Here is a 15,576-nt window from a genome sequence, read left to right on the forward strand (position 1 = left end):
GCGCTCAGCTGCGTTATTAACTATACTTAAAACTTTTTAGGTTACGTGTTTTCCCGTACGATGCGTTGCACCAGGGCATCCGTCTCATCCGGATAGTGTACTTCCAGGGGCTCACCGTGCTCCAGCCACTCCTGAATCCTGGGCAGGTGTTTTTTCTTGAGGCTCTTGATGGTGGGCACTCCCAGAAAATTTAGAGCCGCCGCGTTGCATGCCTGCTCGAACTGGTTCTTCATCGGCACCACCAGCAGCTTTTTCTGCAGGTACAGCACTTCGGACGGCGTGCCGAAACCGGCCGCGCACAGCACGCCCGCCGATGACGCCATGCTTTGCAGGAAACGCTCGCTCTGAATGGGCTGCACCGAAACATTCTCGTGCCGGAGGGGCTGTTTGTTGTGCTTGGAGAATACCTGCCATTCGATTTTTTTAAACCGCGTGAGCTTGTTAATGATTTTGTGGTCGTCGTAGGCGGGGAGGTAAACTGTATAGTGCCCCAGGTTGCTGACTTCAAGTTCCCGGACCTGCTGGCGAATAATGGGCGTAAAGATGGAATCGTCGAACCTTGCGAAATGGAAACCATACTGCGCAGTGGTCGGGGCGTAGTTTCTCAAAATAAACTTCCCCATGTGATCCACCTCTTTCGGCTTGGGCACATGGGGGTTAAGCACCGCCACCTGGTTGCTCAGGCCAACACAATGCTTTTTGGCCAGCAGACAGGCCCAGGAGGAGATCGGCTCGAAGTCTGAAACGACCAGTTCGTAGTCTTTTACGGGCAGCTGCCGTATTTCCCTGTAGAAGCCGCGGGAGTTGGCCTGGGCAAGGGTCCTGTAAAAATCCACACCGCCATTCTTTCCGAAAATGAAACTCATCCCGTTCAGACGGTACCTGACAGGGTAGGGCAGGTTCAGGTCCACCTGGCAGCCGCTCACCAGCAGGTCGACCTCACCATGCCGCTGCAAAGCAGGTATAATGTCCAGCGCTCTTGTCAGGTGGCCGTTGCCGGTGCCCTGGATGGCGTACAGGATTCTCAAGCGGACTTCAGGTTAAATTCGACCATCATGCTTTGGAACAGCTGTATGTTTGTCGGTACCCGCTCTTCCTCCTCTTCCATCACCACCACATCCAGGTCTTCCCTGAACTTGTATAGGCTCCAGTCGCCGTTGCGGTATTCCAGCGCCGTCAGGTTCTCAATCCAGTCGCCGGAGTTGAGGTAAGTGACCCGGCCTTCTATGTTGGAGATGTCGCGCTTTTCGGGCTGGTGAATGTGGCCGCACACCACATAGTCGTAGCTGTTGGCGATGGCAATGTCGGCGGCGGTCTTTTCAAAGTTGTTGATGAACTTGACAGCGCTCTTGACGCGGTTCTTGATGTTGCGGGAAAGGTATACCTTGTCGCGGTTGAGTTTGAGGCAGCAGAAGTTGACCATACGGTTGAGCAGGATGAGCATGTCGTAGCCCTGGGCTCCCAGTCTGGCCAGCCACTTGGAGTGCTGCATGGTCACGTCAAACACATCGCCGTGGAAGAACCAGGCCTTCTTCCCGTCGAGCTCCAGCACCAGCTTGTTTGCTATCTGAAACGAGTTCATCTGAAAGCCGTCGAACTTGCGCAGCATCTCATCGTGGTTGCCCGTGATGTAATAAACGCTGGTGCCTTTGGTGATCAAACCCATCAGGTACTTGACCACTTTCATGTGGCTGGCAGGCCAGTAGTTCTTGCTGAACTGCCAGATGTCGATGATGTCGCCGTTCAGGATGAGGACGTCAGGATGGATGCTCTTCAGGTAGGCCAGAAGCTCTTTTGCATGGCACCCGTAGGTGCCCAGGTGCACGTCCGATATAACGGCTACCTCAACTTTTCTTTTTCTTGCCATATAGCAGGCGCGGGTGAGATTGGATTTACTTTAGTAATCTTGAAAGGGGAGTAGAAGGAATGCAGGCGGTAGAGGGAAACATCGAGCAGCTTTCGCGCTATGATGTGAATAAGATTGTTTGTTGTACGTGCCATTTTTTCCTTTTTTAATGATTTAGAAAGATCCCTTGGCTACAGTCTTTTTCCACTTTCCAAAAGTATTGATGTGGTGTTAAGTACACGTTATGAGTGGGTTATGCTTGTGTTATATTTGAGAGGTGGAGGAAAAGATGGCGTGCAGATTATATAAGGTTTGTCTTCTTAGCCTAAGTTGGTTGTATAGGGTAGACCAGAGAGGGAGCTGTTCCTGAGCCCGATAAGCCTTTCCCTGTTGCCAAAGCTGAGCACACCCCGCCTGACTCCTCTGATAATGGGTGGATGGTACCTGGCCTACTTCGGTTGGCAACAAATTATCAGGGGTACTGGCCAGTATGTGGGACAAGTATAACCACAAGGCCTGGTTCTATGTGGTATACTGCATAAACTCGCTGCTGGCTGCTTTTGCGTTATTCCTGCTGCTCAGGTAGCTGCGGACGATTATGAAGGCCCACACTGGCAAACAGTAGGCCTATACCTTTATAGCAACTAATACCTAAAACCCACCTGCGTTCGTACTACACCATGGGGTATTGTTACTTGCTTTCAGTCAACCAGCTCCAGATACGTTCTATTTTTCTGGTTCTAGTGAGGCTACCGCTGCCTTCCCTATAGAAGCCTTATATACAATATAACCTTCTTGTTCCAGGCCATCCAGCATGGTTTTTTTGATTTTGGTAGGGTAGCCATCGTGGTTGTAGCTATAGCGGCAGGTATAGGAGAGGTCCTTTCTGATGTTGCCCTCCCGGTCGAGCACGGTATATCTGGTAATGTTGTGGTTGCGGTAGGGAAGCTCCAGCGGCATAAACCGGACTTCGAGGGGTAGACTCCGCAGATAGCCGGGCTTGTCGTCGTACTCCAGCTCGATGGTAAGATAAGGCTTTTGGGCGCTGGGAGCACTGTAAGTGACTTTGGTTAATTTGCCTTGCTCATAGGAGTAGGTAATCACCTTGGAAATATACTTGGGGTCATCTAGCACGGTGCTTGTGTTCCAGTCAGCAGGGTTGTAAAAATAGTATTTGGACTCTGTCAACTGGTTTAAGGTATCATACGCATGGTAGACGTAGTCCCTTATATTAGAATGCCGCATGAAGGTAGTCTGAGACTCACGCGCCAAAAGACCTGCTTCTGATCTCGTCATCTGTTCTTTTCTGAACATGATGGAGTCATTTTTGTCCCAGCCAATGGGTCCCGCATCGGGTCTGAAGTTCACTTCAAAAATCTTATCCTTGAACTGGTGGTCCGGCTCCTTGAAGTAATCATCAAAATAACTATAAGTCACCTCCTCATAGAAGTTAGGCCTGTTAGTCGTGACGCTGTATACCCTGCCCTGGTCGTAGTGAAACTCGTGGGTTGTGGGACCGATCACCACCTTTTTGGGGTATAGCTGCTTGATTTCTTCTTCGCCTTTGGAGCAGGCGGCCAAAATAGCCAGAAGGGGGAGGAGGAGTAAAGTTCTTGCTCTCATGACTTGTCTGTTTAGTGAGATTGGGAAAACTTTACTAAATATAGTTATATTTTAACTTAAAGCAACTTAGATGTGCTGTTTTTCAGCTGTTTAGTTCACTGGCTAAGGTATAGCAGTAAGTTTTGATGGTGCTGGTTGAAGCCAGTTATTACTTACTTCTTCTCCAGCAAACCATGAAAAATGAGATTCGCCAGGCCCTCATATACAGCAGAAGGTGTATAGTCAATGTCTTTCATCAGTTCTGGTGGCACCTGGCTGATAAACTCCGGGTCCAGGATCTTCTCCAGCGCACTGGCGTATAGCAGCACGGCCAGCGATATATTGGCGTCTTTCCGGATGTACCCTTTCCGGCTGCCTTCTTCCAGCAAGGTTCGGAAGCGCTTAAAAGCGGCCTCGGTGCGGTAAGCCTGCAGCAGTTGCCAGGTCTTAGGGGTGTGCTTCCTGATGTCGGTAAGCAGTTGACCGTCGATAAGCGCAAAGCGCTGCCCAACGGTGTGGAAGACCTGTTCCGCTTTTCGGGTGAAATCGGTTTCTTCCTGCTGGAGCAGGTGCTCTACTTCCCGCTGCAGTGCGTCCAGGTAGTGCTTGATTACGGCATGCAGCAATTCCTCTTTTCCTCTGAAATACTGGTAAAGCGTTTTTTTGCTCATACCCAGCTGTTTGGCCAGGTCAGCCATCAATACCTTGCTGTAGCCTTGCTTAAAAAACTGTTGTTGGGCCTGCTGCAGAATCAGGGCTTTCGGGGTGTTTGTCGTGTCCATACTAGTAGGGTGCGGTTCATCATCACTGGTCCTGCCACAAAGGTACGAGCAGCGGTGACCAGGAAGCTTATACGACAAAAAAATCTCCTGCAGTCAGTATTTTTACTGACAATAGCAGGAGATTTTAGATTTATAATCACCTAAGTTAAACTAGATGGCTTAAAGCTGTATTCGTAGGCTTTTGAACCAGAGGGGATTACGCCAGTTTAACGTTAACAGCATTCAATCCTTTGGGGCCTTTCTCCACCTCAAAAGTTACACGATCATTTTCCTTGATCGCGTTCACCAAACCATTCTGGTGCACAAAGACACGCTCCTGGGTCACATGATCCTGGATAAAGCCGTAGCCTTTCGAATCATTGAAAAAAGAAACGGTCCCTTTGCGGATCAGGTCAGCCGGATCGATTTCAGCCTGCTTGGCCACACCGATCTGAATATCCTCCTGCTTGATTTCTTTCTTCTTCTTCGTAGGGTCTGGCGGCGTGTCAGTGATATTGCCGAACTCGTCCACATAGGCTAACATTTCATCCAGGCCTTTGCCTTTGTCAGAGTTGGCCATACGCTCCTCGCGCTTCTGCTCTTTGTCTTGTCTTTTCTTAAGTTTCTTCTTCTCTTTTTCTTTTTTACTGAAGGTTTCTTGTGATCTACCCATATTGCTGTTAAATGATCTATAAAATGATGGTATGCTGGTATGCAGGTTTTTTAGTACCTGAACAGGAAATTTGTGCCATTGCGAATCCACTTTTCAAAAAATGAATTGTCGTTATACTCGCCGGTTACAAGTTCGAAGTCGGGTTGGTCTTTGTTTTTACGAGAGTTCATGAACTTTGGGAGGGAATCCTGATTGTTGGGGGTCCAATCCTGTCCTTTTTGGAGGGCTACGCAGATGTACTCGCGTGTGGTAGTGTCTACCAGGTATCTTCTATTCATCGTAAGGAGGGGTTAGGTGAAACATTGCCAGGGCGGCATTATACAAACGGGGAGTGGTGCAAAGACGTGCACATCAAACTTAAAAAAAAGCCTCACCCGCAGGCAAGGCTTTTCTCGAAATGACTTATATCTAAAAACTAAGCACGCTTAACGTTAATCGCGTTTAGTCCTTTTCTGCCTTCCTGCAATTCAAAAGTCACTTTGTCGTTTTCCTGGATTTCATGTACCAGGCCAGTCACGTGTACAAAGTACTCCTGATCTGTGTTGTCTTCTTTAATAAAACCAAAACCTTTCAGGTCATTAAAGAATTTTACTGTTCCGTTATTCATTCTGTGTTGTTTAATTATATACTAACTACATTATAGCTGGTATATAGGTTCATTTATTTTTTTACAATATACGATAAAAATTTTACAATTCCGAAGTGCTGCTCGTTTTATTGTCCGAATTATATATTCTCTGAGTCAAATGCACCTTGCAAAGTGGGTTTGTGTGCTTTCAGGCAAGGTTATTAGGAGAACAGGCGTGCAGCACACTGACATATAATTACTTAGAGCGCGTTTTATTGTGTGATAAAAAACAGAAATAAAATTGGGGTTCAATAAAAAGTCTCTATATTGGCCGTTGAAATGAACAAGCAGCAGAAGTCATATACCTTCTTTTTTTACTTTTTTCCTCCACAGGACTAAAGCGGGAAAAGGTATATGTAACCATATAGAGGCCCCGCAACCAGCGGGGCCTTTTTTATTTTAAAACAGCAATTAGCATGCTTACTACACAGCAGAATTTCTTTTACGGCTTTGGTTTTAGCTTTTACTTTTTTGGTAAACGCCCGGGGCTGTATTGATTATACTTTAACCTAAAGTTATCACCAGCGCCCCGGAATCATACTCCGGGGCGCTTTTTTTTGATCTGTATGAAAATAGCAATTCAAGGTATAGCGGGAGCCTTCCACGAAGAGGCTGCCCGGCTCCGGTTCGGCGATCAGCAATTGGAAATAGTACCATGCCTCACCTTTCGGGAACTGGCTGCGGCCCTCGCCACCGGACTGGCCGACAAGGGCATCATGGCGATAGAGAATACCATCTCCGGCACCATACAGCCCAACCTGGAGCTGATTAGGGAGCATAATCTATGGATCAGCGGCGAGGTGATCATGCGCATTCGCCAGCACCTGGGCGGTGTGCCTGGCTCGTCGCTGCAGAGCATCCGCAAGGTATACTCCCACTACATGGCCCTCAACCAGTGTCGCCCTTTTTTCGAGGCCTATCCTGCAGTGGAGCTGATCGAGTCAGAAGACACGGCGCTGAGCATCCGGGACGTAGCCGAAGCCGGCTCAACGGAGCTGGCAGCCATCGGCAGCTCGTTGGCCATTGCCCAGCACGGCCTGATCGTGCTCGGGGAGGGGATTGAGGCGAGTAAGCAGAACTATACCCGCTTCCTGGTGCTGGACAGGCAGCCGCAGCCAGTCACTTCCTGCAACAAGGCGACCCTCAGTCTGGTGCTGCTACCCCACCCGGAGGCTTTCACGCAGGCCATGGCGCTGCTGCAGGAGCAACGCATTCAGCTATCCAAAATCGAATCAATAACCATACCCGGGCGACCATGGCTTTATCGCTATTACCTGGACCTGCGATTTGAGGCAGAAGAGCAGTTGGATGAACTACTGCAAGCGCTTGCACCGATAACAGAATCCCTGCACCTGATGGGGAAATATACTGCAAACAGAAAGTGAAACTAAGATTGAAATCAACCAAGCATAATACACTCATCATGAATACCATGAAAAAGATAAATAACACCTGGCCAACTAATACAAAAGAGCAACCACTGATCATCGCAGGCCCATGCAGTGCCGAAACAGAGGAGCAGGTAATGGAAATTGCCCACCAGCTGAAAACAACGGGTACAAGCATATACAGAGCAGGCATCTGGAAGCCGCGTACACGTCCCGGGATGTTCGAGGGAGTAGGTGCCGAAGGGTTGAAATGGCTGCAGCGGGTAAAGGAAGAAACCGGTCTGCGGGTGGCAACAGAAGTTGCCAATAAAGACCACGTGAATGAGTGCCTGAAGCATGGAATCGATGTGCTGTGGATCGGTGCCCGCACAACAGCCAATCCGTTCGCCGTGCAGGAGATTGCCGACGCGCTGCAGGGGGTGGATGTGCCGGTACTGGTTAAAAACCCTGTGAACCCGGACGTAAACCTGTGGCTTGGTGCGATTGAGCGACTGGAGAAGGCGGGTATCAGCAATCCGGGGGCTATTCACAGAGGGATATCGCCGCTTGGTAAATCCATCTACCGCAACAACCCGGAGTGGCAAATGCCCCTCGCCCTGAAGGAGCAGCGCCCGGACATACTCCTTATAAACGACCCAAGCCATATTGCCGGGAACCGCCAACTGCTGGCAGGTATAGCCGAGACCGCTATTGGTCTTGAGATGGAGGGACTTATGATTGAGACGCACCATAACCCCGATGCTGCCTGGAGCGATGCCGCCCAGCAGATCACGCCACAGGCGCTGACAGTGCTATTGGCTAAAATGAAGTTAACCACCGGTACTGCAGCTGAGGTGGCCACGGCCGATCTGGGGAATATGCGCAGCTCCATCGATTACATTGATGAGCAATTGATCGACTTGTTGAGCTACAGAATGCAGGTTGTGGCTGAAATCGGGCAATACAAAAGGCAGCATGGGATGGCTGTGATCCAGGAAGAAAGATGGACGGAACTGCTGACAAAACATGCAAGCCAGGCTGCTGGCAGAAACCTGGATGGAGAGTTCGTAACGCAGCTTTTCAACAGCATTCACCGCGAGTCTGTCAACAGACAGAACCTGGTTTAAATAGAATTTAGGGAAGCAGGAGATGCTGCGCTACGCATCTCTGCTGCCCCCTTTAGAGGTGTAATCCACTCTGTTATTTTAGGGTTGCGGACTTGCGTTTAATTACCTCCTGCACCGGTATGTTTTCAATTTTGCTTTCGAGCCAGGAAATAATGTCCAGGTACAGAAATGGTCTTCTTTCAAACGGATCAGCCGCTATACTCTCTAGTTTGGTCTTGAGCGAAATAAAGGCGTCCCGGAGTTCGTGCGGTGCAATGTCCCCCAGTTTGCGCAGGAAACGGAAGATCTCTACCTGCATCTGCTGCTGGTTGTTCATCTTGCCAAGGAAGTGGTATACCGACTTGATCTGGTACTCCAGCGCCTCATCTTCGCCTGCCTCATAGTGTGCTATCAGATTCAGTATCCGGGCAAAGCACTGCAAGTCTTCCCGCAGGCTGATGTCCTTAAAGCGAATGATCTTGTTGAGGTATTCGATCGCTTTGTAGTTGTCCCCGCTGCCAAAGTATAAGCTGGCTATTTTAAAAAAGAAGATCAGCTGTCGGTGCGGGTCAAGCTGCAATTTAAAATGCTCCAGTTTGTCCAGAATAACCGGTACCAGTTCCAGTCCCTCGGTAAACCGGCCTTCCATAAAGTGCAGGTTGATCTTGTTTGTTTCGATGTAGAGGAACAGCAGCATTTCGGTGTTGGGGCTAATGCGCCTCTTCTCGTCCTTCGAGAAGTCCTCTAATTGCTGCAGCACTTCTTTGAACTTGCTATAATAGAGTAGGTTGAACAAAGCTGCCAGCAAATTGTGAAGGCCTTTGATGTATAGCATGGTTTGCTTTTCCTTCATACCAGGGTAGTGTTCGAACAGGTCCACCCACTTTTGGGCATACCTGTAGGCTGACCGGAAGTCCTGTACGATGTAAAAATACCATACGTGCGACTGGTAGTAAGACAGTTTCTCATAAAAGCCTGCCGTGCTAAGGTCAAACTCAGGCAAGTGCGATTTAAAATAAGCTGTTATGGCTTCGTAATCCTCGTCGTTGCGCGCATGCCCTGCCTTGATGTAGAGACCGTACATGCGAAGCCCCAGGTTGGAAAGCTTATGCAGTTGTGACACATGCGCTGCAACGTCCATCGACTCCTCAGAAAGCGTATCCGCTCTCCCGGCCAGGCTGCGGGTAATGTACTGCGACTCGATCATCTTCTCAAAATCCAAAGCCTCCAGAGCCGTATGCTGCATTTCTGCCTGCAGGGCCTGCACTTTGACCTTATCCAGCATTTTCAGGCTCTGCTGATAAAGGCCTCTGTTATACAGCACACGGGCGTAGTCGAGTTGCTCGTGCAGTTGTATATCGATGTTCTGACCTGCGTGGTAAAGACGCAGATCAGAGAGTATATTCTTGTAAAGATTCGCCTTCATATTGGCGAGCTGAACCTTCTTCACATCAAGTGCCAGTGCCAGTATCTTCTCTTCGTCATACACGCTCAGGCTGTCGAGTGCGTCGAACAGCTGCAAAAATTTCAAGCCCTCCGTGGCACCCTGCCGCTTGGCAAAGAGACGGAAGTGCCGCTTCTCTGATTTAGTCAGCGATTTCACCAATTGAAAAACAGGATCAGTTATTCCGTTAGCCATTGTATTATTAAGCAAATTAATCCATTGGTATTCAGGTGATTGTAGTCTTGAATTTTAGTCTTGGAAATAGTAGCCTTATCTGGAAATAGTTTTTGGAGGTGCTGGTTTTGGCCTTAATTGCCCTCCAAAGTAGAGACTTTTTTCAGCAATACAGAAATCAAATTAAAATGTCGGTCCAGAAAATACAAATATTTGATACCACGCTGCGGGATGGTGAACAAGTGCCAGGCTGCAAGTTGAATGTGGATGAAAAACTGGTGATTGCAAGGCAGTTAGAGCTGCTGGGGGTGGATGTGATAGAGGCTGGTTTTCCGGTTTCGAGTCCTGGTGATTTTGAAGCGGTGAAGGCGATTGCAGCCCAGACAAAAGAAATCACAGTTTGCGGGCTGTCCAGAGCAGTAGAGCAGGACATCCTTACAGCTGCAGAGGCACTCACGCACGCAAAGCGACCGCGCATCCACACAGGTATAGGCACCTCCGAATCGCACATCAATTTTAAGCTGCGCACCACCCAGGAGAAAGTGCTGGAGCGTGCCGTGGAGGCGGTGAGGCTGGCAAAAAGGTTTGTAGAAGATGTGGAGTTCTATGCTGAGGATGCTGGCAGAACCGATAATACCTTTCTGGCCAGGGTATGCGAAGCAGCCATTAAAGCAGGCGCCACCGTGCTCAATATACCGGACACCACCGGCTATTGCCTGCCTGATGAGTATGGCGCGAAGATCAAGTACCTGGTAGATAATGTGAGGGGCATCGAGCGAGTGACTCTTTCTACCCACTGCCATAATGATCTGGGCCTTGCAACGGCCAACTCCATTGCGGGCGCTATCAATGGTGCGCGGCAGATAGAATGCACCATCAATGGGGTAGGGGAGCGTGCCGGCAACACGGCGCTGGAAGAAGTGGTGATGATCATGCGCCAGCACCCATACCTGAACCTGCAGACCAACGTCAACAGCAAACTGCTTTCAGAGGCTTCCGCCATGGTGTCGCACATGATGCGCATGCCGGTGCAGCCCAACAAAGCCATCGTGGGGGCGAATGCTTTCTCCCATTCCAGCGGCATACACCAGGACGGCGTGATCAAGCACCGCGAAACCTACGAGATCATTGATCCGCGTGATGTCGGCGTGCTGGATTCCTCTATCGTGCTGACGGCAAGATCCGGCCGGGCAGCCCTGGCCTTCCGACTGCAGAAGATCGGTTACAACTTTGATAAGAGCACCCTTGACAAAGCGTATGCATCCTTTCTGGAAGTGGCAGACCGGGCAAAAGAAGTGCATGACAAGGACCTGCATGTGCTGGTAGAGAAGGAAAACCTGTTAGTGGCAAATTAACCCATGAAGAAGACATTATTCGATAAAATCTGGGATGCCCATGTGGTGCGTTCCATACCGGGTGGCCTGGATGTGTTTTACATCGACAAGCACCTGATCCATGAAGTGACCAGTCCACAGGCTTTTGATGAACTGGAGGCCCGCAACCTGCCGCTGTACCGCAGAAAGCAGATCGTAGCCACCGCAGACCACAACGTACCGACCCGCAACCAGCACCTGCCCATTCAGGATCAGTTGTCACGGTTTCAGGTAGATAAGCTGACATCTAACTGTGAAAAGTATGGGGTGGAGCTTTTTGGCCTGGGCCACCCCAACCAGGGCATCGTGCACGTGATCGGTCCGGAACTGGGCATCACGCAGCCTGGCATGACGATCGTGTGCGGCGACAGCCATACCTCCACGCATGGCGCTTTTGGAGCCATTGCCTTCGGTATCGGCACCAGCCAGGTAGCGCAGGTAATGGCAACGCAGTGTCTGCTGCTCAGCCGTCCTCGTAAGATGCGAATCTCCGTGGAAGGTGAACTGCGCAAAGGCGTCACCGCCAAGGACCTCATCCTGTACGTGATCGCCAAACTCGGCACCGGCGGTGCCACCGGCTATTTTGTGGAGTATGCCGGCAGCGCCATCCGCTCGCTGAGTATGGAGGGGCGCATGACGGTGTGCAACATGAGCATCGAAATGGGTGCCCGCGGCGGCATGATCGCGCCGGACGAGACTACCTATACCTACCTGAAAGGTCGCCCGCACGCACCGCATGGCGAGCGCTGGGAACAGGCGCTCGCATACTGGAGCACCCTGTATACTGAAGAAGGCGCCGAATTTGACGCCGAGCTGACCTTTGAAGCGGCCGATATTGCGCCGATGATCACCTATGGCACCAATCCAGGTATGGGCATTGCCATCAACTCCACTATACCTGCCACCGTGCCTGCCAGTGAGGCAGCCAGCTTTGACAAATCGCTGCAATACATGGGTTTTGCGCCGGGTGAGTCGTTGCTGGGCAAGGAAGTGAACTACGTGTTTATCGGCAGCTGCACCAACTCCCGCATCGAGGACCTGCGCCAGGTAGCGGAGTATGTGAAGGGCAGGCAGAAAGCCAGCCATGTGGAGGCGATCATCGTGCCGGGCTCAAAGCAGGTAGAGCTTCAGGCTCGTGAGGAGGGGCTGGACAGACTGTTGGCCGAAGCAGGGTTTGAGCTTAGAGAACCTGGTTGCAGCGCCTGCCTCGCCATGAACGACGACAAGATTCCGGCTGGTGCCTATTGCGTTTCCACCTCCAACCGGAATTTTGAGGGACGGCAAGGGCCGGGTTCCCGCACACTGCTGGCCAGTCCGCTGGTGGCGGCCATTACCGCCGTGGAAGGAAAGATCGTGGACATAACCCAATACCTGAACTAATGGAGAAGTTTGAAATCATGCGGACGGGAGCTGTTCCCATGCCGATAGAGAATATTGATACCGACCAGATTATACCTGCCCGCTTTCTGAAAGCCACTTCCAGGGAAGGCTTTGGTGAGAACCTTTTCCGGGACTGGCGCTACGACAGCAACGGCGAACCCAAAACGGACTTTGTGCTAAACAGCAGCCGCTACAAGGGGCAGGTACTGCTGGCCGGCAAAAATTTTGGCTGCGGATCGAGCCGCGAACACGCTGCCTGGGCCATCTATGATGCCGGTTACCGGGTGGTGATCTCCAGCTACTTTGCCGACATCTTCCGGGGCAATGCCCTCAACAACGGCCTGCTGCCTTTGCAGGTGTCGGATGAGGTGCTACAGCGGCTGTTCGCGCTGGTGGAGGCCGATCCGCAGACGGAATTTGTAGTGAACCTGCTGGAACAGAAGCTATACCTGCCGGCAACCGGTGAGCGCATCACATTCGATATAAACCCCTACAAGAAAGAGTGCCTGATCAAAGGCTATGATGACATTGATTTTTTAGTGAGCCAGAAAGAGGCGATAGAAGCATACGAGAATACAAGAGCATGGACATATTGAATAAAAAAATCGTTGTACTGCCCGGCGACGGCATCGGACCTGAGGTTTGTGAGGAAGCGATCAAGGTATTGGAGGCAGTAGCAGAAAGGTTTGGCCATCGGTTTACCTTTGAAAAGCACCTGATGGGGGCCTGCGCCATTGACGCCACAGGGAACCCGCTGCCGGATGAAACGCTGGAGGCCTGTTACTATGCTGACGCGGTGCTGCTGGGCGCCATCGGCGATCCAAAGTATGACAACAACCCTGCTGCTAAGGTACGGCCGGAGCAGGGGCTGCTGCAATTGCGTAAGTCGCTGGGACTGTACGCCAACATACGCCCGGTAACAGCCTACGATGTGCTGCTGGACCACTCACCGCTAAAGAGCGAACGCATTGCCGGTGCTGATATGCTTATCTTCCGGGAACTGACCGGAGGCATCTACTTCGGCGAAAAAGGCCGTACCGCTGATGAAGCGTATGATCACTGCACCTACAACCGGGAAGAGATCACCCGGATCGCGCACCTTGCCTTCCAGGCTGCTGAAAACCGACGCAATAAGCTTACCCTGGTCGATAAGGCCAACGTGCTCGAAACGTCACGCTTATGGCGGGAGGTCGTGCAGGGTATAGCACCGGAGTATCCTTCCGTAGCAGTAGACTACCTGTTTGTGGACAATGCCGCCATGCAGCTGATCCTGAACCCCCGTCAGTTTGACGTCATGCTGACCGAGAACATGTTCGGGGATATCCTGTCGGACGAAGCTTCTGTCATTGCCGGTTCGCTGGGACTGCTCCCTTCGGCTTCGGTAGGAAATATTGTGTCGCTGTTTGAGCCGATTCACGGCTCTTACCCACAGGCCAAAGGCAAAAGTATAGCCAACCCGATCGCAGCCATCCTGTCCGGCGCGATGATGCTGGAGCACTTTGGCCTTCAGGCGGAAGCAGATGCTGTAAAGGAAGCAGTGCAGAATGCCTTACGCAACGAGGTGCTGACGCCTGAGCTGAATGCCGTCTCTCCGTATACCACGGAGCAAGTGGGTAGTTTTATAGCCTACTTTGTGCTAGAGGGTGTAGGGAGCGTGCCTCAAAAAGAGAATATTGAAGTGGGATTAAGCACGATCATCTAACTACAATAGTGGTGCCCCAAGCCTGTGGAGGTATATACCAGGAACATTAGGTTATAGAAAGCGTCTTGCTACTGATTTGTCTTCTGATAGTCACCAAGGTTTTTTTAATGCATTGAAGAAGAAGGTGCATCAATAAATTTTTTTGAAAAAATCTGTTGAAAAATATGACCCCTATCAAAAATGCATTACATTTGCCAGCACTGTATGAAAAACCAACTCACAGCCATCGTCATTATTAGCATTATTAACCTTGTGGTAATTACACAAGGCATGGAGATGGTTTGCTGAAACTGAAAGTAAAATTATAAGCTATACTTTGGCAGCCGTCTCCCGCAAGAGACGGCTGTTTTTGTTTTAACACCTTTGATTATTAAAACTATGCGCGCAATAGCTGCATTTATTATTGTCATTATTATTCTTATTCCTCAGCCACCGGGTTGAAGAAACGGACTTCTGTTGCCTATAGAAAGCCTTTCTGACTACCCGGTCAGAAAGGCTTTTTTTGTTTACCCATACCAAACCTAAATCTTAAATAATTAGCTACGATGTATTTTAACAACAACACGCTTGTTTTTCTGGACGGCAATTATGTAAAAGCCGACCAGGCCAGTTGTAGTGTCTATGCCCAGTCGCTACACTATGGGTATGCCGCTTTCGAAGGCATCAGGTCTTACAGCACACCGGCGGGCACGCGTATTTTCAAAGTGAAAGAGCATTACGAACGCCTGCACTATTCCTGCCGGGCGGTGGGCCTGCCACTGGCATATTCGGTGGAGGAGCTGACAGACTTCACCTACCAACTGCTTGAGAAGAATAACCTGACGGAAGCCTACATTCGTCCGCTGGTATATGCCGGCGAGCCAAATATGGGTATAAAAGCACCCGCCACGAGCAACGTTTTTATTGCCGCCTGGGAGTGGGGCAAATACCTCGGAAACCAGTGCCTGCGCCTGATGGTCTCCCCTTACGAGCGTCCCAACCCCAGAGCGGTGCCCATCGAGGCCAAGATAGCCGGCCATTATGTCAATTCCATTATCGCCAGTTCCGATGCCAAAAACAAAGGGTACGACGAGGCGCTGTTGCTTGATATGAACGGCTTCGTAGCCGAAGGGCCGGGCTCCAATTTCTTCTATGAAAAAAACGGGGAGCTTCACACAGCGCCGGCAGGCAGCATTCTCAAAGGTATAACCCGCAACACCGTCATCGAGCTGGCAAGAGCGTCTGGCATCAAAGTGCATGAGCGATTCTTCACACCGGAGGAGCTGAAGGAGGCAGAAGGAGCCTTCCTGACGGGCACTGCCGCTGAAGTAGTAGGTGTGTCTTCTATTGGCAGTCACGTCTTCAGGAAGCCCTTTGAAGAAACTATTGGCGCTGCGCTGGCGGCTAAATATTCAGCACTGGTGACAGGGCGTGCTGCCAGTCCCGTGCTGACACACTAGCCTGCATCGGGAGTAACGCTAACTGCCTTCCCATCCGTGTAGCGATGCCTGCAAGCAGCAAATTTGTCTGTTTCTTTACAC

Annotated in this window: 15 protein-coding genes; 7 read left to right on the forward strand and 8 right to left on the reverse strand. The window is 50.6% G+C overall.

Annotated features, from left to right (window positions below; translation table 11 throughout):
* Window positions 1–41: 41 nt before the first annotated feature.
* The 7 genes from IEV97_RS15320 to IEV97_RS15350 all read right to left on the reverse strand — a co-directional run bounded on the left by IEV97_RS15320 (window position 42) and on the right by IEV97_RS15350 (window position 5,489).
* Complete coding sequence (locus IEV97_RS15320) at window positions 42–1,028, reverse strand: glycosyltransferase family protein (protein WP_188502375.1); 987 nt, start codon at window positions 1,026–1,028, stop codon at window positions 42–44.
* Window positions 1,025–1,867, reverse strand: coding sequence for a UDP-2,3-diacylglucosamine diphosphatase (locus tag IEV97_RS15325; RefSeq protein ID WP_188502376.1), 843 nt, complete (start codon window positions 1,865–1,867; stop codon window positions 1,025–1,027). Before IEV97_RS15325 ends, IEV97_RS15320 begins: the two co-directional genes overlap by 4 nt.
* A 705-nt stretch (window positions 1,868–2,572) precedes the next feature.
* On the reverse strand, window positions 2,573–3,469 hold the full coding sequence (locus IEV97_RS15330; RefSeq protein ID WP_188502377.1) for a hypothetical protein: 897 nt from the start codon (window positions 3,467–3,469) through the stop codon (window positions 2,573–2,575).
* 152 nt (window positions 3,470–3,621) lie between these two features.
* Window positions 3,622–4,230, reverse strand: coding sequence for a TetR/AcrR family transcriptional regulator (locus IEV97_RS15335; protein WP_188502378.1), 609 nt, complete (start codon window positions 4,228–4,230; stop codon window positions 3,622–3,624).
* A gap of 196 nt (window positions 4,231–4,426) precedes the next feature.
* Entirely contained in the window at window positions 4,427–4,882 is a 456-nt protein-coding gene (locus tag IEV97_RS15340) for a cold-shock protein (protein WP_188502379.1), read from the reverse strand.
* Between the two features lie 50 nt (window positions 4,883–4,932).
* Entirely contained in the window at window positions 4,933–5,160 is a 228-nt protein-coding gene (locus IEV97_RS15345; RefSeq protein WP_188502380.1) for a hypothetical protein, read from the reverse strand.
* Between the two features lie 137 nt (window positions 5,161–5,297).
* Window positions 5,298–5,489, reverse strand: a complete 192-nt coding sequence (locus IEV97_RS15350) for a cold-shock protein (protein ID WP_188502381.1) — start codon at window positions 5,487–5,489, stop codon at window positions 5,298–5,300.
* 587 nt (window positions 5,490–6,076) lie between these two features.
* On the opposite strand from IEV97_RS15350, the gene IEV97_RS15355 reads away from it, so the two are divergent.
* Both IEV97_RS15355 and IEV97_RS15360 read left to right on the forward strand, forming a co-directional pair.
* Entirely contained in the window at window positions 6,077–6,895 is an 819-nt protein-coding gene (locus IEV97_RS15355) for a prephenate dehydratase (protein ID WP_188502382.1), read from the forward strand.
* Window positions 6,896–6,942: 47 nt separating this feature from the next.
* Window positions 6,943–8,004 carry a bifunctional 3-deoxy-7-phosphoheptulonate synthase/chorismate mutase type II gene (locus IEV97_RS15360; protein WP_229733978.1) on the forward strand — a complete coding sequence of 354 codons (1,062 nt, stop codon included), beginning with the start codon at window positions 6,943–6,945 and terminating at the stop codon, window positions 8,002–8,004.
* Between the two features lie 73 nt (window positions 8,005–8,077).
* Here the strand turns inward: IEV97_RS15360 and IEV97_RS15365 are convergent, their stop codons facing one another.
* Window positions 8,078–9,622: a hypothetical protein gene (locus IEV97_RS15365; protein WP_188502384.1), complete on the reverse strand. Its 1,545-nt coding sequence runs from the start codon at window positions 9,620–9,622 to the stop codon at window positions 8,078–8,080.
* 167 nt (window positions 9,623–9,789) lie between these two features.
* On the opposite strand from IEV97_RS15365, the gene IEV97_RS15370 reads away from it, so the two are divergent.
* The 5 genes from IEV97_RS15370 to IEV97_RS15390 all read left to right on the forward strand — a co-directional run bounded on the left by IEV97_RS15370 (window position 9,790) and on the right by IEV97_RS15390 (window position 15,495).
* The gene (locus tag IEV97_RS15370; protein WP_188502385.1) at window positions 9,790–10,956 is read left to right on the forward strand and encodes a 2-isopropylmalate synthase; all 1,167 of its coding nucleotides are present in this window, start codon (window positions 9,790–9,792) and stop codon (window positions 10,954–10,956) included.
* A gap of 3 nt (window positions 10,957–10,959) precedes the next feature.
* Window positions 10,960–12,354, forward strand: a complete 1,395-nt coding sequence (gene leuC / locus IEV97_RS15375; RefSeq protein WP_188502386.1) for a 3-isopropylmalate dehydratase large subunit — start codon at window positions 10,960–10,962, stop codon at window positions 12,352–12,354.
* Window positions 12,354–12,950 carry a 3-isopropylmalate dehydratase small subunit gene (gene leuD / locus IEV97_RS15380; protein WP_188502387.1) on the forward strand — a complete coding sequence of 199 codons (597 nt, stop codon included), beginning with the start codon at window positions 12,354–12,356 and terminating at the stop codon, window positions 12,948–12,950. The genes leuC and leuD overlap by 1 nt, the downstream gene beginning before the upstream one ends.
* Window positions 12,947–14,056, forward strand: coding sequence for a 3-isopropylmalate dehydrogenase (gene leuB / locus IEV97_RS15385; protein ID WP_188502565.1), 1,110 nt, complete (start codon window positions 12,947–12,949; stop codon window positions 14,054–14,056). The genes leuD and leuB overlap by 4 nt, the downstream gene beginning before the upstream one ends.
* Before the next feature lie 545 nt (window positions 14,057–14,601).
* Window positions 14,602–15,495: a branched-chain amino acid transaminase gene (locus tag IEV97_RS15390; protein ID WP_188502388.1), complete on the forward strand. Its 894-nt coding sequence runs from the start codon at window positions 14,602–14,604 to the stop codon at window positions 15,493–15,495.
* Window positions 15,496–15,576 lie beyond the last annotated feature (81 nt).

This window comes from Pontibacter amylolyticus, assembly GCF_014638845.1.
Taxonomy (GTDB): Bacteria; Bacteroidota; Bacteroidia; order Cytophagales; family Hymenobacteraceae; genus Pontibacter; species Pontibacter amylolyticus.